Origin of the sequence: Pseudomonas sp. UBA6562 (assembly GCF_002434265.1) — a bacterium.
Classification (GTDB): domain Bacteria; phylum Pseudomonadota; class Gammaproteobacteria; order Pseudomonadales; family Pseudomonadaceae; genus Aquipseudomonas.
In genome coordinates this window covers 868,799-890,183 of the sequence record NZ_DJJS01000006.1, presented here as the reverse complement: position 1 = coordinate 890,183, position 21,385 = coordinate 868,799, and the positions used below count along the sequence as shown (strand labels likewise).

Annotated in this window: 15 protein-coding genes; 7 read left to right on the top strand and 8 right to left on the bottom strand. The window is 65.7% G+C overall.

Annotated features, from left to right (window positions below):
* Positions 1–18: 18 nt before the first annotated feature.
* The 5 genes from B4M43_RS11455 to B4M43_RS11435 all read left to right on the top strand — a co-directional run bounded on the left by B4M43_RS11455 (position 19) and on the right by B4M43_RS11435 (position 5,473).
* Complete coding sequence (locus tag B4M43_RS11455) at positions 19–444, top strand: F0F1 ATP synthase subunit epsilon (RefSeq protein WP_296267075.1); 426 nt, start codon at positions 19–21, stop codon at positions 442–444.
* Between the two features lie 116 nt (positions 445–560).
* Positions 561–1,928 (top strand): bifunctional UDP-N-acetylglucosamine diphosphorylase/glucosamine-1-phosphate N-acetyltransferase GlmU, encoded by a 1,368-nt coding sequence (glmU, locus tag B4M43_RS11450; protein ID WP_296267074.1) that lies wholly within the window; start codon positions 561–563, stop codon positions 1,926–1,928.
* A gap of 171 nt (positions 1,929–2,099) precedes the next feature.
* A complete protein-coding gene (locus B4M43_RS11445; protein ID WP_296267073.1) occupies positions 2,100–2,876 on the top strand; it encodes a DeoR/GlpR family DNA-binding transcription regulator in 777 nt (258 codons plus the stop codon).
* 2 nt (positions 2,877–2,878) lie between these two features.
* Positions 2,879–4,714: a glutamine--fructose-6-phosphate transaminase (isomerizing) gene (gene glmS / locus B4M43_RS11440; protein ID WP_296267072.1), complete on the top strand. Its 1,836-nt coding sequence runs from the start codon at positions 2,879–2,881 to the stop codon at positions 4,712–4,714.
* A 309-nt stretch (positions 4,715–5,023) separates the two neighbouring features.
* On the top strand, positions 5,024–5,473 hold the full coding sequence (locus B4M43_RS11435) for a LysR family transcriptional regulator (protein ID WP_296267071.1): 450 nt from the start codon (positions 5,024–5,026) through the stop codon (positions 5,471–5,473).
* Between the two features lie 307 nt (positions 5,474–5,780).
* Here the strand turns inward: B4M43_RS11435 and urtE are convergent, their stop codons facing one another.
* From urtE to atzF, 8 genes are all read right to left on the bottom strand, one after another.
* The gene (gene urtE / locus B4M43_RS11430) at positions 5,781–6,479 is read right to left on the bottom strand and encodes an urea ABC transporter ATP-binding subunit UrtE (RefSeq protein ID WP_296267070.1); all 699 of its coding nucleotides are present in this window, start codon (positions 6,477–6,479) and stop codon (positions 5,781–5,783) included.
* Between the two features lie 10 nt (positions 6,480–6,489).
* Complete coding sequence (urtD, locus tag B4M43_RS11425; protein WP_296267069.1) at positions 6,490–7,341, bottom strand: urea ABC transporter ATP-binding protein UrtD; 852 nt, start codon at positions 7,339–7,341, stop codon at positions 6,490–6,492.
* Positions 7,338–8,417 (bottom strand): urea ABC transporter permease subunit UrtC, encoded by a 1,080-nt coding sequence (gene urtC, locus B4M43_RS11420; RefSeq protein ID WP_296267068.1) that lies wholly within the window; start codon positions 8,415–8,417, stop codon positions 7,338–7,340. The genes urtD and urtC overlap by 4 nt, the downstream gene beginning before the upstream one ends.
* Positions 8,417–9,916: an urea ABC transporter permease subunit UrtB gene (gene urtB / locus B4M43_RS11415; RefSeq protein WP_296267067.1), complete on the bottom strand. Its 1,500-nt coding sequence runs from the start codon at positions 9,914–9,916 to the stop codon at positions 8,417–8,419. The genes urtC and urtB overlap by 1 nt, the downstream gene beginning before the upstream one ends.
* 74 nt (positions 9,917–9,990) lie before the next feature.
* Positions 9,991–11,256: an urea ABC transporter substrate-binding protein gene (gene urtA / locus B4M43_RS11410; protein ID WP_296267064.1), complete on the bottom strand. Its 1,266-nt coding sequence runs from the start codon at positions 11,254–11,256 to the stop codon at positions 9,991–9,993.
* Positions 11,257–11,320: 64 nt separating this feature from the next.
* A complete protein-coding gene (locus tag B4M43_RS11405) occupies positions 11,321–12,043 on the bottom strand; it encodes a GntR family transcriptional regulator (protein WP_296267062.1) in 723 nt (240 codons plus the stop codon).
* 49 nt (positions 12,044–12,092) lie between these two features.
* On the bottom strand, positions 12,093–15,731 hold the full coding sequence (gene uca, locus B4M43_RS11400) for an urea carboxylase (protein ID WP_296267059.1): 3,639 nt from the start codon (positions 15,729–15,731) through the stop codon (positions 12,093–12,095).
* A gap of 63 nt (positions 15,732–15,794) precedes the next feature.
* Positions 15,795–17,615 carry an allophanate hydrolase gene (atzF, locus tag B4M43_RS11395; protein ID WP_296267057.1) on the bottom strand — a complete coding sequence of 607 codons (1,821 nt, stop codon included), beginning with the start codon at positions 17,613–17,615 and terminating at the stop codon, positions 15,795–15,797.
* 367 nt (positions 17,616–17,982) lie between these two features.
* Between atzF and B4M43_RS11390 the strand changes: the two genes are divergently transcribed.
* The gene (locus B4M43_RS11390) at positions 17,983–18,996 is read left to right on the top strand and encodes a hypothetical protein (RefSeq protein WP_296267056.1); all 1,014 of its coding nucleotides are present in this window, start codon (positions 17,983–17,985) and stop codon (positions 18,994–18,996) included.
* A gap of 226 nt (positions 18,997–19,222) precedes the next feature.
* On the top strand, positions 19,223–21,283 hold the full coding sequence (locus tag B4M43_RS11385; RefSeq protein WP_296267329.1) for a TonB-dependent siderophore receptor: 2,061 nt from the start codon (positions 19,223–19,225) through the stop codon (positions 21,281–21,283).
* Positions 21,284–21,385 lie beyond the last annotated feature (102 nt).

The window sequence follows — 21,385 nt, the reverse complement described above, 5'->3', positions numbered from 1 at the left end:
TCAGGTTGAGGCAAGCAGATGGCTATGACAGTCCATTGCGATATCGTCAGCGCGGAAGGAGAGATTTTCTCCGGCCTGGTCGAGATGGTAGTTGCGCACGGTAACCTGGGCGATCTTGGTATCGCTCCGGGCCACGCGCCGCTGATCACCAATCTCAAGCCTGGTCCGATCACGCTGACCAAGCAGGGCGGCGATCGCGAGGTGTTCTACATCTCCGGTGGTTTCCTCGAAGTGCAGCCGAACATGGTCAAGGTGCTTGCCGATACCGTGCAACGTGCTGCAGACCTGGACGAAGCTTCTGCTCAGAACGCCGTCAAGGCAGCCGAGCAGGCCCTGAACGAAAAAGGTGCCGACTTCGACTACAGCGCCGCGTCCGCGCGCTTGGCCGAGGCTGCAGCGCAGCTGCGCACCGTCCAGCAGATCCGCAAGAAGTTCGGCGGCTAACACCGTCAGGCTTCAGGTAGATTGAGAAAAAGGGTAGCCATCGGCTACCCTTTTTCTTTTTCCGCGGTCCCATTTCCCATCGGTCAGCGCCTGACCGCCCAGCATTGGTAGTTTCCATGTCTCTCGATATCGTCATTCTCGCCGCAGGCCAGGGCACGCGCATGCGCTCGGCGCTGCCCAAGGTGCTGCACCCGGTCGCCGGCAATTCCATGCTCGGCCACGTTATCCACAGCGCACGCCAGCTGCAGCCCCAGGGCATCCATGTGGTGATCGGCCACGGCGCCGAGCAGGTACGCGAGCGATTGGCGGCCGACGACCTGAATTTCGTCATGCAGGACAAGCAACTGGGCACCGGCCACGCCGTCGCCCAGGCGCTGCCGGCCATCACTGCCGACACCGTGCTGGTGCTCTACGGCGACGTGCCCTTGATCGAAGTCGACACCCTGCAGCGCCTGCTGGCCAAGGTCACCGAGCGACAGCTCGGTTTGCTGACCGTCACCCTGGACGACCCCACCGGCTACGGCCGCATCGTGCGCAACGACGCAGGCCACGTGATCGCCATCGTCGAGCACAAGGACGCCAGCGAAGCGCAGAAAGCCATTTGCGAGGGCAACACCGGCATCCTGGCGCTGCCGGCCGCGCGGTTGGCCGACTGGATGGATCGCCTGTCGAACGACAACGCCCAAGGCGAGTACTACCTCACCGACGTGATCGCCATGGCCGTCGGCGACGGCCTGACGATCGCCACCGAACAGCCGTACCACGCCATGGAAGTGCAGGGCGCCAACGACCGTCGGCAACTGGCCGAGCTCGAACGCCACTACCAGTACCGCGAAGCCGGCCGGCTCATGGCCCAGGGCGTTACCCTGCGCGATCCTGCGCGCTTCGACGTGCGGGGTCAGGTCACCGTCGGCCGCGATGTGCTGATCGACATCAACGTGATCCTCGAAGGCACCGTGGTCATCGAAGACGACGTGCAGATCGGCCCCAACTGCGTGATCAAGGACAGCACCCTGCGCAAAGGCGCGGTGGTCAAAGCCAACAGCCACCTCGACGGCGCGGTACTGGGGGAGGGCAGCGACGCCGGCCCGTTCGCCCGCTTGCGCCCAGGCAGCGTGCTCGATGCCAAGGCCCATGTGGGTAACTTCGTGGAGCTGAAGAACGCGCACCTGGGCGAGGGCGCCAAGGCCGGGCACCTGAGCTACCTGGGCGACGCCGAAATCGGCGCGCGCAGCAACATCGGCGCCGGCACCATCACCTGCAACTACGACGGCGCGAACAAATTCCGCACTGTGCTGGGCGAAGACGTGTTCATCGGCTCCAACAGCGCCCTGGTGGCGCCTGTGGATATCGGCTCGGGCGCCACGACGGCGGCGGGTTCGACCATCACGCAGAACGTCGAAGCGGCGCAGTTGGCGGTGGGGCGCGCGCGGCAGCGCAATATCGACGGATGGAAGCGCCCGATGAAGATCAAGAAGCCCTGATCGGGCACTCGCCAGCAACGGAGCCGACTGTGGATAAGTCGGCTTCGTCGTTAATGGGGTTAGGTGTATCTGAGGCGAGGCAGATATCCACAAGCAAACTGTCCTTGACGAAGCGACCCATCTGAGTTTTGATTGCGATCATTATCTTTCGAATCGAAACTTAATCTTCCAATGTCGAAACGTAACACGCCCCAGCGCCGCCATAACATCCTTGCCTTGCTGGCCGAGCAGGGCGAGGTCAGTGTCGACGCCTTGGCCAAGCGCTTCGCAACCTCCGAAGTCACCATCCGCAAGGACCTCGCCGCCCTGGAAGCCAACGGTCTGCTGCTGCGTCGCTATGGCGGCGCGGTGACCGTGCCCCAGGAACTGCTGGCCGAGCCCGTGCAGCCCGTCTCGGCCTATAAGCAGGCCATCGCCCGCGCCGCGGTGGGGCTCATTCGCGAGCATGCGCGCATCATCATCGACAGCGGCAGCACCACCGCCGCCATGATCGGCCAGCTCGGCCGCCAGCCGGGCCTGGTGGTGATGACCAACTCCCTGCACGTGGCCCGCGCCATCGGCGAGCTGGAGCACGAGCCGGTGCTGCTGATGACCGGCGGCACCTGGGACCCGCATTCCGAATCCTTCCAGGGCCAGGTCGCCGAACAGGTGCTGCGTTCCTACGATTTCGACCAGTTGTTCATCGGCGCCGACGGCATCGATCTGGAGCGCGGCACCACCACCTTCAACGAGTTGCTGGGCCTGAGCCGGGTGATGGCCGAGGTGGCCCGTGAAGTGATCGTGATGGTGGAGTCCGACAAGGTCGGGCGAAAGATCCCCAACCTTGAGTTGCCGTGGGACCGAGTGAATACCCTGATTACCGACGACCGCCTGCCCGCCGAGGCACGCGAACAGATCAAAGCCCGTGGCGTGACCCTGATCTGCGCCACGATCAGCCAGGAGCAATAACCATGTGTGGAATCGTAGGCGCCGTCGCCGAACGCAACATCTCGACCATCCTCATCGAAGGCCTCAAGCGCTTGGAATACCGCGGCTACGACAGCGCCGGCCTGGCGGTCTTCGGTGCCCAGCAGGGTTTGCAGCGCTGCCGCCGCACCGGCAAGGTGCGCGAGCTGGAAAGCGCCGTCGCCGCCGACCCGCTGGCCGGCCAACTGGGCATCGCCCACGTACGCTGGGCCACCCACGGCGCGCCGACCGAGCGCAACGCCCACCCGCACTTCTCCAGCCATGACGTGGCGGTGGTGCACAACGGCATCATCGAGAACTTCGAAGCTCTGCGCGAAGAGCTCAAGGGCCTGGGCTACGTGTTCGCGTCCGAGACCGACACCGAGGTCATCGTCCACCTTATCCACAACATCCTGAAGACCACCCCGGACCTGACCGACGCGGTCAAGGCCGCCGTGCAGCGCCTGCATGGCGCCTATGGCTTGGCCGTGATCAGCGCCGCGCAACCCGATCGCCTGGTGGCGGCGCGCAGCGGCAGCCCGCTGGTGATCGGCCTGGGCATCGGGGAAAACTTCCTCGCCTCCGACCAACTGGCCCTGCGCCAGGTCACCGACCGTTTCATGTACCTGGAAGAGGGCGACATCGCCGAAATCCAGCGCGAGCAGGTCAGCATCTGGGACCAGGCCGGCCGTGCCGTACAGCGCGAGACCGTGCAGTACCACGAAGGCGCAGAAGCGGCCGACAAGGGCCAGTACCGGCACTTCATGCTCAAGGAGATCCACGAGCAACCCGACGTGGTGCAGCGCACCCTCGAAGGCCGTCTGGGCAAGGACCACGTGCTGGTGCAGGCCTTCGGCCCGCAAGCGGCCGAGCTGTTCGCCAAGGTGCGCAACGTGCAGATCGTCGCCTGCGGCACCAGCTACCATGCCGGCATGGTCGCCCGTTACTGGCTGGAAAGCCTGGCCGGCATCCCGTGCCAGGTCGAAGTGGCCAGCGAGTTCCGCTACCGCAAGGTGGTGGTGCAGCCCGACACCCTGTTCGTCTCGATCTCCCAGTCCGGCGAAACCGCCGACACCCTGGCCGCGCTGCGCAACGGCAAGGCCCTGGGCTTCCTCGGCAGCCTGGCCATCTGCAACGTCGGCATCAGCTCGCTGGTGCGCGAATCCGACCTGACCCTGCTGACCCTGGCAGGACCTGAGATCGGCGTGGCCTCGACCAAGGCCTTCACTACCCAACTGGTGTCGCTGATGCTGCTGACCCTGGCTCTGGGCCAGGTACGCGGCACCCTCGAAGCCGGCGTCGAAGCCGAGTTGGTGGACGAACTGCGCCGCCTGCCGACCCGCCTGGGCGAAGCCCTGGCGATGGACGGCACCGTCGAGAAGACCGCCGAGCTGTTCGCCGACAAGCACCACACCCTGTTCCTCGGCCGCGGCGCGCAATACCCGGTGGCCATGGAAGGGGCGCTCAAGCTCAAGGAAATCTCCTACATCCACGCCGAAGCCTACCCGGCCGGCGAGCTCAAGCATGGCCCGCTGGCTCTGGTCGACGCCGACATGCCGGTGGTCACCGTGGCGCCGAACAACGAACTGCTCGAGAAGCTGAAGTCGAACTTGCAGGAAGTGCGCGCGCGGGGCGGCGAGCTGGTGGTGTTCGCCGACGAGCAGGCGGGCATGAGCAATGGCGAAGGCACGCACGTGATCAACATGCCGCACATCATCGATGCGCTGGCGCCGATTCTGTATACGATTCCGTTGCAGTTGCTGTCGTATTACGTGGCGGTGCTGAAGGGGACGGATGTGGATCAGCCGCGGAATTTGGCGAAGTCGGTGACGGTGGAGTGAGGAGCCGATAGGCAGCGCGCCGTTGCTCGTAAATATCGAAGTCTGTCTCTGCTTGGAGCCTTCCGGGGCTCCAAGCGGAAAACCCTCTCTACTGCCCCTCCCGCGCAACGAACTCTGCTCAGTCACTGCCCTGTACGTATGAAAGCTATCCGATATCCTAGCCAAGGATAGGGCCATGACCTCCTTTGGAACGGCTGTAACGGAAGCTGCGCTCATCGGTGCGAGCCCACTGGCTGAAGCATGTGCCTGTGCATTCACCCGGCGAGGGCGCGCCAACGCCATGAACTGGAAGATTCAGGAGGAATTTCCATGCTCCACAGCAATTACCTCAAGCAGTTGGATCTGCAGGACATCGTGGTGTTTCTCAACGTGCTGGAGTTGCGCAGTGCCAAACGCACCGCCGAGCGGATGAGCGTGAGCCCGCCGACGGTCAGTTATTGTTTGAAGCGGCTGCGCGGCTGCTTCGACGACATCTTGTTCTCTTCATTCCAAGGGGTGCTGCAACCGACCAGCAAGGCCGAGAAGATCGCGCCTTATTTGCGCGTGGTGGTCGAGTCGGTCAACCGCTGCGCTGAAGACGAAAGCCAAGCGTCTGCGCAAACCGTGCGCAAGATCTGGCGGCTCTGTGCGCCGGAGTATTTCGAGTTGTCGTTCCTGCCGCAAACCCTCGCCATGCTGTCGCGCACGCATGCCAATACGTCGCTGCACCTCGATCGCTTGAGCCGCGACCTGCCTGTGGCACTGCGAGCGCGCCGTTGATCCGCTCGATGCGGGTGACGGGTTGAACGAGTGCGGGCCTTTTTACCCCGATGGCTTTTAGCTCCATCGCACCGATCAAATGGGCGTAACCCACCAGATTTTCCATTCATTCCCCCACTATTGGCCAGATTTTCTTAAAATACGCTTCGAACGCTCAGAAAATATTAACCGAAAATACCTGCACGACCATTTCCTTCGGGCTTTCCGTCTACCGTCAGGTGCAGGATGCTGAGCGCACGGGCCTGTTCCAGGTACAAGGCCTGACATAGGACCTGGGGTCGATTAGGCTGCCCAGGCATTGTCCCCTCTAGATCGTCACTAACCCCCGCACCCCCTCGACCTCCATATCCTCCCCACGCCCCCGCTGCACGATCTCCCCCCGCGACATCACCAGATACTGGTCAGCCAACTCCGCAGCGAAGTCATAGAACTGCTCCACCAACAAAATCGCCATATCCCCACGCGCCGCCAACTTCCCGATCACCACACCGATCTCCTTGATCACCGAAGGCTGGATACCCTCGGTAGGCTCATCGAGGATCAGCAAACGCGGGCGGCTGGCCAAGGCCCGGCCGATGGCCAGCTGTTGCTGCTGGCCGCCGGAGAGGTCGCCGCCACGGCGGTGCTTCATCTGCAGCAGCACCGGGAACAGCTCGTAGATGAAGGGCGGCACCTGCTTCGCTTCGCGGGCGCCGAAGCGCGACAGGCCCATCAGCAGGTTTTCCTCGACGGTCAGGCGCGGAAAGATCTCGCGACCCTGCGGGACGTAGGCGATGCCGGCCTGCACCCGCTGGTGCGGCTTGAGCGGGGTGATGGCCCGGCCTTCCCAGTGGACGCTGCCTTCGCGGGCCGGCAACAGGCCCATCAGACAGCGCAGCAGGGTGGTCTTGCCCACGCCGTTGCGGCCGAGCAGGCAGGTCACTTCGCCGACCTTGGCCTCGAACGACAAGCCGCGCAGGATGTGGCTGCCGCCGTAGTATTGGTGCAACGAATCGATTTTCAGCATGGTGTTGTCCTCATCGCCCCAGATAGACCTCGATCACCCGCTCATCGGCCTGCACCTGCGCCAATGACCCCTGCGCCAGCACGCTGCCCTGGTGCAGTACGGTGACCTGGTCGGCGATGCTGCCGACGAAGCCCATGTCATGCTCGACCACCATCAGCGAATGCTTGCCGGCCAGGCGCTTGAACAGCTCGGCGGTGAACTCGGTTTCGGCATCGGTCATGCCCGCCACCGGCTCGTCGAGCAACAGCAGGTGCGGGTCCTGCATCAGCAGCATGCCGATTTCGAGAAACTGCTTCTGCCCGTGGGACAGCAACCCCGCCGGGCGATGGCACGAGGTTTCGAGGCGGAGGGTGGTCAGCACTTCGTCGATCCGCGTGCGCTGCTCGCCGTTGAGCCGTGCGCCGAGGCAGGCCCATACCGACTTGTCGGCCTTCTGCGCCAGCTCCAGGTTCTCGAACACCGTCAACGCTTCGAACACCGTGGGCTTCTGGAACTTGCGGCCGATCCCGGCCTGGGCGATCTGCACTTCGCTCATGCGGGTCAGGTCGAGGGTGTCGCCGAACCAGGCCTTGCCGCGGGTGGGGCGGGTCTTGCCGGTGATCACGTCCATCAGGGTGGTCTTGCCGGCGCCGTTGGGGCCGATGATGCAGCGCAGCTCGCCGACGCCGATGTACAGGTCCAGGCCGTCGATGGCCTTGAAACCGTCGAAGCTGACGTTGATGTCCTCCAGGGTCAGCACCGTGCCGTGGCGGGCGTCGAGGCCTGGGGCGACCACCTGGCCGAGCCCGATGGCGTCGCGGCCACGGCCTTCGTCGATGATCGGCTCCAGCATGAATTCGGGGTGGACCGACGGGAATCTCATTGTTCGCCCCTTTTCTTCAACAGGCCGACCACGCCCTTGGGCAGGTACAGGGTGACCAGGATGAACAGCGCGCCCAGGAAGAACAGCCAGAACTCGGGGAACGCCACGGTGAACCAGCTCTTCATGCCATTGACCAGACCGGCGCCGAGCAGCGGGCCGATCAGCGTGCCGCGCCCGCCCAGGGCGACCCACACGGCGGCTTCGATGGAGTTGGTCGGCGACATCTCGCTGGGGTTGATGATGCCCACCTGCGGCACGTACAGCGCCCCGGCCAGGCCGCAGAGCACGGCGCTCAGCACCCAGACGAACAGCTTGAAGCCACGCGGGTCGTAGCCGCAGAACATCAGCCGGTTCTCGGCGTCGCGCAGCGCGGTCAGGACCCGTCCGAACTTGCTTTGCGCCAGGCGCCAGCCCACCAACAGGCTGCCCAGCAGCAGGGCCACGGTCAGCAGGAACAGCACCGCGCGGGTGCCCTGGGCGGTGATGTCGAAGCCCAGCAGGGTGCGGAAGTTGGTGAAGCCATTGTTGCCGCCAAAGCCGGTTTCGTTGCGGAAGAACAGCAGCATCCCGGCGAAGGTCAGGGCCTGGGTCATGATCGAGAAGTACACGCCCTTGATCCGCGAGCGGAAGGCGAAGTAGCCGAACACCAGGGCCAGCAGCCCGGGCGCCAGCACCGCCAGACACAAGGCCCAGGCGAAATGCTGGGTGCCGGCCCAGTACCAGGGCAGCTCGCTCCACGACAGGAAGCTCATGAACGCCGGCAGGCCGTCGCCGGCGGCTTCGCGCATCAGGTACATGCCCATGGCGTAGCCACCGAGGGCGAAGAACAGTCCGTGGCCGAGCGACAGCAGGCCGGCGTAGCCCCAGACCAGGTCCAGGGCCAGGGCGACGATGGCGTAGCAGAGGATCTTGCCGACCAAGGTCAGGGTGTAGGCCGAGACGTGCAGGGCATGGCCGTCCGGCAGCAGCGAGAGCAGCGGCAGGGCGAGCAGCGCGGCGAGGACGATGGCGCCAATGGCCAGGGACAGTTTCGCGCCGGCCTTTTGCGTAGCGGTGACAAGCAGTGGCTGGTTCATCAGTCGATTACCCGTCCCTTGAGGGCGAACAGGCCTTGCGGACGTTTCTGGATGAACAGAATGATCAGCGCAAGGATGAGGATCTTGCCGAGCACCGCACCGATCTGCGGTTCCAGCAGCTTGTTGGCGATGCCCAGGCCGAAGGCGGCCCAGAGGCTGCCGGCCAGTTGCCCGACGCCGCCGAGCACCACCACCAGGAAGGAGTCGATGATGTAGCTCTGGCCGAGGTCCGGCCCGACGTTGCCGATCTGGCTCAGGGCCACGCCACCGAGGCCGGCGATGCCCGAGCCGAGGCCGAAGGCGAGCATGTCCACGCGGCCGGTCGGCACACCGCAGCAGGCGGCCATGTTGCGGTTCTGCGTCACCGCGCGGACGTTGAGGCCCAGGCGCGTGCGATTGAGCAGCAGCCAGGTCAGCAGCACCACGCACAAGGCGAAGCCGATGATGACGATGCGGCTCCAGGGCAGTACCAGGTTCGGCAGCACCTGGATGCCGCCGGACAGCCAGGCCGGGTTGGCGACCTCGACGTTCTGCGCGCCGAACATCAGGCGGATGGCCTGGATCAGGATCAGGCTGATGCCCCAGGTGGCGAGCAGGGTTTCCAGCGGGCGGCCGTAGAGGTGGCGGATCACCGCGCGTTCCAGGGCCATGCCGACCCCTGCGCTGACGGCGAACGCCACCGGCAGGGCCAGCAGCGGGTAGAACTCCAGCGCGCCGGGGGCGTAGCGCTGGACCGCGATCTGCACCACGTAGGTGGTGTAGGCGCCGAGCATCAGCATCTCGCCGTGGGCCATGTTGATCACCCCGAGCAGGCCGAAGGTGATGGCAAGGCCAAGGGCGGCCAGCAGCAGGATCGACCCCAGAGAGAGGCCGCTGAAGGCCTGGCCGAGGATTTCGCCGATCAGCAGCTTGCGCTCGACCTGGGTCAGGCTGGTCTGCGCAGCGGTGCGCACGCCGGCGTCGCTTTCCACGGCCGGGTCGAGCAGGGCTTGCAGGCGGGTGCGGGCCATGGGGTCGCCGGTCTCGCCGAGCAGACGCACGGCGGCCAGACGCACGGAGGGTTCGGCGGCGCCCAGTTGCAGGTTGGCCAGGGCCAGACCGAGGGCGGCGTGGACGCTGTCGTCCCGCTCTTGGGCGTACTGGCGGTCGAGAAACGCGACCTGGGCCGGTTGGGCGCTCTTCTGCAATTGTTGGGCGGCTTGCAGGCGCACGGCCGGATCGGCGCTGAACAACTGGTGGCTGGCCAGAGCGTTGTCCACCAGCCCGCGCAGGCGGTTGTTCAAGCGCAGCTTGCGGCTGTCGTCGGCGCCGAGGCGGCCTTGCTGCAACGAGGTGAGCAGGGCCAGCCGGGCCGGGACGGGGAGCGCCGCCCAGTCCTGCAGCAGGCGGGCCTGCTCGTTGGGCTTGGCGGCGGCGAAGTATTCGGCTTCGCTGGCGTGCGCAGCGCAAGGCAGCAACAGGCACAGGCAAAGCAGGAGTCGATGGAGGGCCTTGGGCATGGAACAGGGTCCCTTTTGGGTAACGGTGGGTGATGCGCTCCAGCGCCCCCTCGTAGGCGAGGGGGCTACAGGGATCAGTTGCCCTTCACCGCATGGTCGGGGCGTTTGTCGTTGCCCGGAATGAACGGGCTCCACGGCTGCGCCCGCAGCGGCTGCTCGGTTTGCCAGACCACGTCGAACTGCCCGTCGTCCTGGATCTCGCCGATCATCACCGGCTTGTGCAGGTGGTGGTTGGTCTTGTCCATGGTCAGGGTGAAGCCCGAGGGCGCGTCGAAGGTCTGCCCGGCGAGGGCTTCGCGGACCTTGTCGACATCGGTGCTGCCCGCCTTCTCGGCGGCCTGGGCCCACATGTGGATGCCGACGTAGGTGGCTTCCATCGGGTCGTTGGTCACCGCCTTGTCGGCGCCCGGCAGGTTCTTCGCCCGGGCGTAGGCCTTCCAGTCGGAGACGAACCGGGTGTTGACCGGGTTCTCCACCGACTCGAAGTAGTTCCACGCGGCCAGGTGGCCCACCAGCGGCTTGGTGTCGATGCCGCGCAATTCTTCCTCACCCACGGAGAAGGCCACCACCGGGACGTCGGTGGCCTTCAGGCCCTGGTTGGCCAGCTCCTTGTAGAAAGGCACGTTCGAATCGCCGTTGACCGTGGAGATGACCGCCGTCTTGCCGCCTGCGGAGAACTTCTTGATGTTGGCGACGATGGTCTGGTAATCGGCATGGCCGAAGGGGGTGTAGACCTCTTCGATGTCCTTGTCGGCCACGCCTTTGGAATGCAGGAAGGCGCGCAGGATCTTGTTGGTGGTGCGCGGGTAGACGTAGTCGGTGCCGAGCAGGAAGTAGCGCTTGGCCGCGCCGCCTTCTTCGCTCATCAGGTATTCCACCGCCGGGATCGCCTGCTGGTTGGGCGCCGCACCGGTGTAGAACACGTTCGGAGACATCTCTTCGCCTTCGTACTGCACCGGGTAGAACAGCAGGCCGTTGAGCTCCTCGAACACCGGCAGCACGGATTTGCGCGACACCGACGTCCAGCAGCCGAACACCACCGCGACCTTGTCCTGGGTCAGCAACTGACGGCTCTTCTCGGCGAACAGCGGCCAGTTCGAAGCCGGGTCGACCACCACCGGCTCCAGCAGCTTGCCGTTGACCCCGCCCTTGGCGTTGATCTGCTCGATGGTCATCAGCGCCATGTCCTTGAGCGAGGTCTCGGAAATCGCCATGGTCCCGGACAGCGAGTGCAGGATGCCGACCTTGATGGTTTCGGCGGCCTGAGCCGTCCAGGCCAGACCCATGGCGGCGATCGAGGCGGACAACGTGAAAGCTTTGATCAAACTGCGACGTTTCATGCAGGTGCTCCAATACGTTGGGAAGTGTTGTTTTTGGCTACATCTAGGCAGTCGAATCGACGCTTCAGGGGTTCACCGACTTCAGCTGCGCCCGCTGCCGGGCGACGTGCAGCATGTGGAGGGTGATCTTGCGCACTTCTTTCTTGCTGACCTCGATGTGGGCCTTGAGCAACTGCTGCGCGTTGTCCGTGCGGCGCTGCAAGATCGCGCTGAGGATGCGTCCGTGCTCTTCATAGGTGGCGGCGATACGCGGCTCCTGAGTGAAGTCGAGGCGCCGGATGATGCGGATCTTCTCGGTGATTTCGTAATGCAGCCGCGCCATCTCGCCGTTGCCCGTCGCCTCGACGAGCGCGCAGTGGAAACGCTCGTCCAGCGCCGAAACCGTCTTGCTGTCGTCCAGGCGGTCGCTTTCGGCGACCAACCAGGTGGCCTTGAGCGATTCCAGCAGCGGATGGCTTTGCGCTTCGAGCTGGCACAGGCGGCCCACGGCCGCCAGTTCCAGCACGATGCGCACGTCGTACAGCTCTTCGAAATAGTTGAAGTCGAAGGGCCTGACCTGCCACCCGCTTCTGAAATACACCTCCAGATAACCTTCACGCTCCAGCCGATAGAGCGCTTGGCGTACTGGTGTGCGGCTGACCTCCATGCGCTGCGCGACCGCGCCCTCGCTGAAGCGGTCGCCCGGCAGGAGGCGGAACTCGAAAATGTCGTTCTTGAGCTGCTGGTAGATCCGCTCGACCAGGTTGTCCGGGCGCTCTTTGGTATTGTTCGGCGATGAAATCTGCATGTCGGCTACCCAGTGGCGGACACGCCTCGGCGGCGTGCCCGGATCATGTTCAAACGTCGGCCGTTTCGTGCGCATCGATGTAGACCAGGACATCGCCCGGCACCACCGGCCTGCCCGGCACGCAACCGATCGCCGCCACCGTGCCGGCGACGGGCGCCACCACCGCGAGCTCCATCTTCATCGCCTCGATGACGACCAGCTTTTCCCCGACCTCGACCGCTTGCCCTGCCTCCACCAGGACCTTCCAGACGTTGCCGTTGAGGTCGGCGCAGACGCGCTGCCCGGCATGCTCCGGCGCCTGCGCCACCGGCGTCTCGGCCAGGGCCAGCGGCTGCCCGATGCCGGCCTCCTTCCAGCGCTCGACCTCCGCCTCGTAGGCCTGCTTCTGCCGCGACTGGAAGTCGGCGATGCTGGGCGCGTTGGCTGCGAGGAACTGGGTGTATTCGGCGAAATCGAATTCCGTCTCCTCGATCCGAATCTGCGCTCGCCCTTCGCGGAACCCCTCACGGAAGGCGTTGAGTTCGTCCTCCTCGACCGGGTAGAACTTCACCTGGTCGAAGAAGTGCAGCAGCCACGGTTGGCCGTCTTTGAACTGGGCGTTCTTCGAATACTTGTTCCAGATGGGCAAGGTGCGCCCGACCAACTGATAGCCGCCTGGCGAGTCCATGCCGTAGATGCACATGTACATCCCACCGATGCCCACGGCGCCTTCGGCCGTGTGGGTGCGGGCCGGGTTGTACTTCGAGCTGAGCAGGCGGTGGCGGGGATCAAGCGGCACCGCACAGGGCGCATCGAGGTACACGTCGCCCAAGCCCAGGATCAGGTAGCTGGCCTGACAGACGATGTCCTTGACCTGCTCGCGATGCGCCAGGCCATTGATGCGTTGCAGGAAGTCGACGTTGTTGGGCAACCACGGCGCTTCGGCGCAGACGGTTTCGCGGTAGCGCTCGACGGCGCTCAGGGTCGAGCTGTCCTCGAAGGCGATGGGCAGGTGGACGATACGGGTCGGCACCTTCAGGCGCGTGACGTCGCCCAACTCATGTTCGAGCTGGATCAGGCGCTCGATCAGCGTGCGCTGGTGCAGTACCCGGCTGTCGTAACGCAGTTGCAGGGAACGCACGCCCGGCGCCAGCTCCTCGAGCCCTGGCAGTGGATCGGCCTCGAGCGCCGCCATCAGCACGTGGATGCGCAGGCGCAAGGCGATGTCGAGGACGTTGTCGCCGTACTCCATCAGGACATAGTTGTCGCCGGCCTGACGGTAGACCACGCGCGGGCGGGTGCCGTCGGCGGCCATTTCCGCCAGTACGGTGGCCGACGAAGTCGCCCCTGGCGCCAGCGACGGCACCGGCAAGCTGTCGGCCTTGGCCGGCGCCAGCAGGGCCAGGCTTTGCGCCTGGGCCCGTTCCAGCAGTTGCGCCTGCTCGAAGCTGATGGGGTGGAAACGCAGCGTGTCGCCCGGCTTGATCTGGCCCACTTTCCACAGCTCGGCCTTGGCGATGGTGACCGGGCATACGAAGCCACCGAGGCTCGGGCCATCCTTGGCCAGGATCACCGGGAAGTCGCCGGTGAAGTTGATGGCGCCGATCGCGTACTCGCAGTCGTGCACGTTCGACGGGTGCAGGCCGGCCTCGCCGCCATCGACCCGCGCCCAGGTGGGCTTGGGCCCGGACAGCCGCACGCCCAGGCGGTTGGAGTTGTAGTGCACCTCCCATTCGGTGGCGAAGAACGCGTCGATGGATTCGGCGGTGAAGAAGTCCGGGGCGCCATGGGGGCCGTAGAGCACGGCGATGTCCCAGGACGTGGCGTACTCGGGGATCATCTGCGCAGGTGCCGCACAGGGTGCGCCGACCGGCGCCGGGGTGGTGCACGCCGGCAGATCGGGCTGCGAGATGGCCAGCATGTCGGCAGGCCGCAGCGTCCGCCCGGCATGCCCGCCGAACTGCCCCAAGGCGAACGTCGAGCGGCTGCCGAGGTAGACCGGCACGTCCAGCCCGTTGCGCACCGCCAGGTAGGTCCGGCAGCCATCCAGCGCGCGGCCGAGCTTGAGCACCTGCCCCGCGTTGACGTGGATCGGCGCCCAATAGGGCACTGCCTCGCCGTCGATCTCGGCCGGACACTGCGCGCCGGTCAGCGCGACCAACGCATCGCAGTGGAAGCGCAGGGTCGGCCCTTGCAAGGTGAATTCCAGACCGGCCGCACTTTCGTGGTTGCCGACGATGCGGTTGCCGAGACGGAACGCGTAGTCGTCCATCGGCCCGGAGGGCGGCACGCCGATGCTCCAGTAGCCCAGACGTCCGGGGTAGTCCTGCACGCTGCTGTAGGTGCCAGGCTCGAGCACCTCGATGACGCTGGCCTCGAACGCGCAGTCGTCGAGCATCCGCGTCCAGACCTGACCGGCCAGGAAGCGCGGTTCGGCCACGATCTGCCGCAGGTAGTCGAGGTTGCTGGCGATGCCGTGCAAGCGCGTCGCGCCGAGGGCGTTTTGTAATTTGGCGATCGCCTGTTCCCGGTTCTCGGCGTGCACGATCAGCTTGGCGATCATCGGGTCGTAGAACGCCGACACTTCGGTACCCGTGCTCACCCAGCCATCGACGCGCACATCGTCGGGGAAGAAGACTTCGGTCAACACGCCCGGGCTGGGTTGGAAGTTCTTCAGCGGGTCTTCCGCATAGATACGCACTTCGATGGCACAGCCTTGCGGTGCCCGCTCCATCGCGGCCCAGTCCAGGGCGTCGCCGGCACCGACCCGCAGCATGCACTCGATCAGGTCCAGGCCCGTGACCATTTCCGTCACCGGGTGCTCGACCTGCAAGCGCGTATTCACTTCCAGGAAGTAGAAGGCGTCGCAGGCACCGTCGTAGATGAACTCCATGGTGCCGGCGCTGCGGTAGCGCACCGACTCGCCCAGTTTCACCGCCGCGCGATGCAGCGCCTCGCGGGTGGCGGCCGGCAGGTGCGGAGCCGGCGTCTCTTCGACCACCTTCTGGTTGCGCCGCTGCAAGGAGCAGTCGCGCTCGCCCAGGGCCACGACGCGGCCTTTGCCGTCGCCGAACACCTGCACTTCGATGTGCCGTGCGCGATCGATGAAACGCTCGAGGAACACGCCCGAATCGCGGAAGAACTGCTCGCCCATGCGCTTCACGCCGTCGTAGGCATCGCGCAGGCTATCGGCGTCGTCGCAGCGGGTCAGGCCGATGCCGCCGCCGCCCGCCGTGCTCTTGAGCATCACCGGGTAGCCGATGCGTTCGGCTTCCTGCAAGGCCTGCTCCAGGCTGTCCAGCAAGGCGGTGCCCGGGGTCATGGGCACGCCTGCCGCAGCGGCCAGTTCCCGGGCTCGGTGCTTGAGGCCGAACTCGCGGATCTGCTCGGCCGTCGGGCCGATGAAGGCGATGCCGGCCGCTTCGCACGCGTCGGCGAACTCCGCGCTCTCGGACAGGAAGCCATAGCCGGGGTAGATCGCCTGGGCGCCGGTTTGCCTGGCGGCGGCCAGGATCTTGTCGATTCGCAGGTAGCTGTCCGCTGCTTTTTCGCCTTCCAGGGCGACGGCGACATCGGCCATCAGCACATGCGCGGCATTGCGGTCCGGCTCGGAATAGACGGCGACGGCTTTGACCCCCAGCGTCTTGAGGGTACGAATGGCACGCACGGCGATTTCACCGCGGTTGGCGATCAGGACGGTCTGGAACATGCTGCGCTCCCTGTAGTGGCGCGAATGGCGGGGTTGCCCTCCCGATTGCCGGGAGGCGCGTGGTCAGGCGTTCTGCAAACTGGCGATGTAGGCGCGCCAGCCGCCGAAGTCGGTGATGTCGAGGGCACCGGCCAGTGCCCAGGGCTCGCAGATGAAGCCTTTCACCGTGCGGCCGTCGGCCAGGGTCAGGTTGCCGATGCCCAGCGGGGCGGGGATCTCGGCCACGAATTCGCCGAAACGCGCCATGGGCATGTCCCAGAGCTCGACGACGATCGGGCGGCCGCTGTCCGCACGTGCCAGGCCGGGCTTGGGCGGCACGGTGCCGGGCAGGGCATGGAGGCGGTAGTGGCCGGCCGTCAGGGTCTGCTCGACCAGCACCGCATTGCGCGTCGTCAGTTGGAAGTTCAGCGGCATGCCGGTGAGGTGGGCACCGACCACGGCAACGCGCACGCTGCCTGGCGCTTGGGCCGCTGCGGCGTGCGTGGGCGTGGGCAAAGCCCGGCCGGTTGCACCGAGCGGCAGGTTCAGGTGGGCCTGCCAGCGCTTGCCCACGTCGGCCAGCGCCAGGTCGTGCCAGGCGGGCGCGATCAGCGTGATGCCGGCGGGCAAGCCATCGCTGCGCAGGCCGGCCGGAAGCGCCAGCGCCGAGAGGTCCGCCAGGTTGGTGAAGTTGGTGTAATAGCCGAACTGCGAGTTGAACAGCACCGGCTCCGCTTTCATTTCCGCCAGGGTGCGAAGGGTCGGCGAGGTCGGCACCAGGAGTGCGTCGTAGCCTGCCAGGCTGTCGTTGATCCGGCGGCTCAGCTCGGCACGCAGGTACTCGGCCTTGTACGCGTCGCACGCGGTGTAGGCGAGGCCATTTTCGACGATGCCCCGCACCACGGGGTCGATCGCCTCGGGGGCGCGGGCCAGCATGTCCTCCACCGCGACGGTGCGCTCGGCCACCCAGGAGCCGTAATAGAGCTGCTCGGCCAGCTGACGGAAGGGGGCGAAGTCGATGCGGGTGATGTCCGCGCCCAGCGCCTCGAAGGTGGCCAGCGCCCGTTCGAACACCGCCTGGTTCTGGCTGTCGCCAAAGAACTCCAGCGTGTCCGGGATCGCAAGGCGGATCTTGTTGCCGACGGCAACCGGTGCGGTATTGGGGTTGGGCCGCGAGTAGGCATCCGTCGCGTCGTAGCCGGCCGCGATGGCGGTCACCGTTTGCGCATCGTCGACGGTCAGGGCGAACACCGAAATGCAGTCGACGGTACGGCAGGCCGGCACCAGGCCGGTGTTGGACAGCCGCCCCTTGGTGGGTTTGAGGCCCACGATGTTGTTGAAGCCGGCGGGCACACGCCCGGAGCCTGCGGTATCGGTGCCCAGGGAAAACGCCACCAGCCCGCGCGCGACGACCGACGCCGAGCCCGAGCTCGACCCGCCGCTGACGTAGGCGGGGTCGAAGCTGTTGGGCACGGCGCCATGGGGGGAACGTGTGCCCACCAGGCCGGTGGCGAACTGGTCGAGGTTGGTCTTGCCCATCAGGATCGCACCGGCGGCGCGCAGCTTGCCGACCACGGCCGCGTCGCTTGCGGCGACATAGGCGAAGGCCGGGCAGGCGGCGGTGGTCGCCCAGCCCGCCGCATCGATGTTGTCCTTGATCGCGAACGGCACGCCGTACAGCGGCAGCCGGTCGAGGTCACCCTCCACGGCCGCGAGGCGCTGCTCCAGTTCCGCTAGTTGTGCGGTCAATTGCTCGCGCTGCACGAGGCTGATCCAGGCGCGGTCGTCGCTCGGGAAAGCGTCCAGCAGCGCCAGCAGGCTGTCCGGGGTCAGCGACTGCTTCCGATAGGCTGCGACCCATTCACTGACCGTCCAACCGAAGGAGGGTGATCGTTCGATGTGCATAGCGGATTCCATGTTGTATCCAAGATATGGAATCGACTCAGCAAGCATTGGGCCAATTATGGAATGTTCAATTCAAACAGAGGGTTAGGGAATTTTTTCGTGGAATGCGCGCGCGCGGGCCTACCGGGTGTGCACATCGTCGGGGCATGCGCCTCAATTTGGTGAGCGCGTCGAAATATCTAACGGCACTACGGCCATGCACCGGCCGCTTCGTCGCCACTGCGCGATCGGGCGGTTCGATTTGCACCGTAGGGCAGGTTTCATTGGCACTCGCAGCCGGCTTGCTGCCATCCTGCGCGTCATCCATTCCGCCGTGCCAATCGAGCCATCGGCAACGTGGCAGGCACCCCCAGCAGCAGGTAGCCCCATGCCCCCGCGCACCGTGCATACCGTCATACGCGTTTGCCTGGTGCTGCTCACCAGCCTGCTGACCGCGCACGCCTTCGCCGCCCCACAAACCCTGCACCTGGGCGCCCCGATACCCTACGAAATGCAGGTCTTCGCGAACGCTGACCTGCAACGCCCCAGCCTTCCCGTGCGCCGCGTCGTGGTCATCGTGCATGGCGTGCGCCGCAACGCCGACGCCTACTACGCCAGTGGCCAGACCCTGCTCGAGAACGCCGGCTTCACCCCGGCCGACACGCTCCTCCTCGCGCCGCGCTTCCTCACACCCAACGACCGGGCCGCCACGCCCGCCATGCCGCTGTGGGCCAAGAATCGCTGGATGCACGGCACGCCCTCGTCGAGCGGCCGAACCGGCATCGCCGGCTTCACGGTGCTCGACGATCTGCTGGCCTACCTCGGTGATCGCCGCCGTTTTCCGGCACTCGAGGAGATCGTGCTCATCGGCCACTCCGCCGGGGGGCAACTGATGCAGCGGTACGCCCTGCTCGGCAGCGGCGACCGGGCGTTGCGCCATGGCTTGGCCGTGCGCTACGTGGTGTCCAGCCCGTCGTCCTACCTCTACCTGGACGCCACGCGCTGGCAAGGCGGGCGCTTCGAAACCGCCTCCCGGCAGACGTGCCCGGACTACGACCAATACCGCTATGGCCTGAACGGCGCGCCCGATTACTTCACGTCCCAGGGCCTGAGCCCGCGGCAGGTGTTCCAGCGCTACGCGGCGCGCGACGTCACCTACCTGGTCGGGCGCCTGGACGACCATCCCGACGACCGCGTGATGGACCGCGCCTGCGGTGCGCAGCTTCAGGGCCGCACCCGCGTCGAGCGGCAGCTTGACTACCTGCGTTACGAGGCGGAGTTGGCGCGGCGCTGGCAGCTGCCCATCCGGCACCGGCAATGGCAGATCGACGGCGTGGGGCACGACGCGACCCGGCTGTTCGCCGCACCCGAAGTGGCCCACGAGGTGTTTATCGGCCACTGAGCCCCAAGGGGGCGCCGCCAGTTCGTCCAGTAGGCCGTTCTTCAACCGGTAATACCGCGAGCTGAAACCAGCGAACATGAAAAATTATTTATCGAGAAAATTTCCCATTTGAGTTAGTTTCCCAGGCCCAATAGAAACGCCTCCCATTTCCATTCGCCCTGCCCAGGACACCGCCTTGAAAACTCCTCTTCCTGCCCGCCTGCTATTCGTCGGCGCGTGCAGCGCCATGCCTATCGTTCACGCGGCCGACGACCTCACGCTGCCCGCCATCCAGGTCGAAAGCGTCCAGAACCGTGACGAAGGCCCGAGCGAGGGATACGAGGGCAGGGCGTCGTCCAGCACCACCAAACTGGGCCTGACCGACAAGCAGACGCCCCAGGGCGTGACCACCATCACCCGCCAGGAGCTGGACGACTTCAAGATCACCGGCATCAAGGACGCCCTGCGCGCCGCGCCGTCGGTGACCGTCGAGCAAACCGAGACCGACCGCACCCAGTTCACCTCGCGCGGTTTCGACATCAACAACTTCGAGTACGACGGCGTGGGCATGCCCTTCGTCAGCAGCGTGCTGGTGGGCGAGCAGGACCTGGCCGAATACGAACAGATCGACGTGCTGCACGGCGCCAACGGCCTGATGAGCGGGGCGGGCAACCCCTCGGCGACCGTCAACTTCGTGCGCAAGCGCCCCACCGACACCTTCCAGGCGCAGGTCGAGACCACGGTCGGTTCCTGGGACGGCCGCCGCGTCGACGTCGACGTCGCCGGCCCGCTGACCGACAGCGGCAATGTGCGCGGCCGCTTCATCTATTCCCACGACAAGGGCAATTCGTGGATGGACCGCTACAGCCACGAGCGCAACATCGCCGCCGGCCTGCTGGCCTTCGACGTGTCCGATGCCGACACCGTGACCGTTGGCTTCTCCCAGCACAACAGCGATGCCAACGGCAGCACCTGGGGCAACCTGCCGCTGGTCGACAGCAGCGGCAACCCGATCCACTACAGCGGCCGCAGCAGCAACATCGGCCAACCGTGGACGTATTGGAACCTGCACACGCAGCGTGCCTTCGTCGAGCTCAAGCACGATTTCGGCAACGACTGGAACGCTACTCTGACGGCCACTGGCATTCAGGAGAAGCAGAACACCAACATGTTGTATGTCGACTCGGTCACCGACGATGTGGCGGGGGCCTATGCCAACCACACCCGTAGCGAAGCGCATCAATTGATCGGTGAAGCCAAGGTCCAAGGCCCCTTCAACCTGTTCGGCCGCGAGCACCAGCTGACCTTCGGTGCGGCCTATGGGCGTACCCACCAGAAGGGTCAGGAGTACGACGAAGACATTGAAAACGGCAGCGCCTTCGACACCTCCTTCTCGGGCATTCTGGCGGGCGCCACGCCCATGCCCTCGTTCGGCGTCACCAGCGAAGCATTGGGGCAGAACTTCCAGGACACGCAAAAAAGCCTCTTCGCCGGCGCCCGCTTCAGCCTCGCCGACGATCTGCACTGGATCGCCGGTGCGCGCATGCTCAGCGCCGACGGTAAGGGCACCAGCTACGGCAGCCCGCACTCCACCCGCGAACACGGCAAGGTCACGCCCTACACCGGCCTGGTCTACGACCTGAACGAAGCCTGGAGCGTCTACGGCAGTTGGACCCAGATCTACAACCCGCAGTACAACGCGGTGGGCCTGGACCATCGCCTGCTCGACCCGCTGGAAGGCAAGAGCATGGAAGTCGGCATCAAGGGCAGCGTGCTGGACCAGCGCCTGCACCTGACCGGCGCACTCTTCAAGACCGAGCAGCGCAACGTGGTCGTGAGCACCGTGTATGACGGCAGTCAGAACCTGTCCATCCCAGGCGACATCAAGAGCCACGGCGTCGAGCTGCAAGCCTCCGGTGAAGTATCGCCAGGCATCGACCTGCTCGCCGGCTACACCTACGTACACATCGACAACGACGACGGCGACCGCGCCCGCAAGTACGTACCGGCCCATGCGATCCGCGCCATAGCCACCTACCGCTTGCCGAGCCTGCCGCAGATGAAGGTCGGTGCGCGGGTCAGCTGGCAGACCAAGGTGGAGAACGACAACAACGGTGCCATCGCGCAGAACGCCTACGGCCTGGTCGACCTGATGAGCAGCTACGAGATCGACAGCCACTGGAGCACGTCGCTGAACCTGAACAACCTCACCGACCGCAAATACCTGCTGTCGCTGTACAACAACGCCACCACCGCCAGCTACGGCGCGCCGCGCAACCTGACGGCGTCGGTGACTTGGAAGTATTGATCGGCAACGCCGCAGCGCAAGCGGGTGCCGACAGGCATCTGCTCTTTACGGCCCGTCGCGGTGAGCCTCGCAGGGCGGGGCAAGGCCATTTCGCGAGGCTCC